This is a genomic window from Cryobacterium sp. MDB1-18-1 (assembly GCF_004402735.1).
Taxonomy (GTDB): Bacteria; Actinomycetota; Actinomycetes; order Actinomycetales; family Microbacteriaceae; genus Cryobacterium; species Cryobacterium glucosi.
On the sequence record NZ_SOFR01000075.1, the window covers coordinates 1 to 1064 of the forward strand.

Here is a 1064-nt window from a genome sequence, read left to right on the forward strand (position 1 = left end):
ATGACGTTGGTGACACTCGGCTGATGGGGGTTGTTCCGATGCCGGAGTGGATGCGTTCAGTGTTGTAGTAGTTGAGCCAGGGTGCAAGCGCTGCTGCGCGTTCGGCGTTGCTGGTGAAGACTTGGCTGTAGGCCCATTCAGTTGCGAGGGTTCGGTTGAGGCGTTCGACTTTGCCGTTGGTCCAGGGGCAGTGCGGTTTGATGAAGCGTTGCTCCGCGCCGATGTTTGCGACGGCCTGCTGGAACGCGACGGATTTCCGGTAGGCGAAGGCGTTGTCGGAGAGGACGCGTTCGATCTTTGGGATGCCGTTCGCGGCGAAGAACGCGGCCGCCCGGGTGAGGACGCCGGCGGCCGTGACGCCTTTTTCGTCGGGGTGGATCTCGACATAGGCGAGGCGGGTGTGGTCGTCGATCACGGCGTGGACGTAGTCGAATCCGATGCCGCGGCCACGGACCTGTTCGCTGCGACCGTGGGCCTTCCAGCCGCCGCCGTCGGGAATCCGGCCCAGTTTCTTCACGTCGATGTGGACGAGCTCGCCGGGTCGCTTGCGCTCATACCGGTTGGTGGTGGCGCGGGTCGCACGAATGGGCTCCCCGGTGAGGGGATCGCAGCAGGCGAGCGGGGGAACGTGGTGTCGGGCCAGTATCCGAGACACCGTCCGGGCCGGCACTCCGGTCGCTATCGCGATGCGCATCGGCCCGGACTTGAGATCACGACGTGATTTCAGCACGAGCTCTTCCCGTTCCGGGCTCGTCTTTCGAGGAGAGGACCGGGGTTGGGAGGACCGTTCGAGAAGTCCCGCAGGACCCTGGGCCCGGTAGCGGGCCAGCCAGCGGTGGGCGCATTGACGGGAGATGCCGAGCTCTTTCGCGACGTGAGCGACGGGCCGGTTCTCCACAGTTAGCCGCTCGATGAGCAGAACTTTTCCATGAATCGTCAAACGCGCGTTAATGTGACCCATGAGGACCTCCGTGACTTGTGAAGATTTCAGATACCTCCACTAAGCCCGGAGGTCCTCCCTCTTCACAAGCCCGAAAGTGTCACCAACGTCATGGCCGGGTACA

The 1064-nt window shown here is 63.4% G+C and carries 1 protein-coding gene; it reads right to left on the bottom strand.

Features of this window, described 5'->3' with window-relative positions; translation table 11 throughout:
• The coding region (locus tag E3O50_RS17550) for an IS481 family transposase (RefSeq protein WP_134447063.1) at nt 1-961 on the bottom strand (961 nt) is incomplete at its 3' end.
• Nucleotides 962-1064 lie beyond the last annotated feature (103 nt).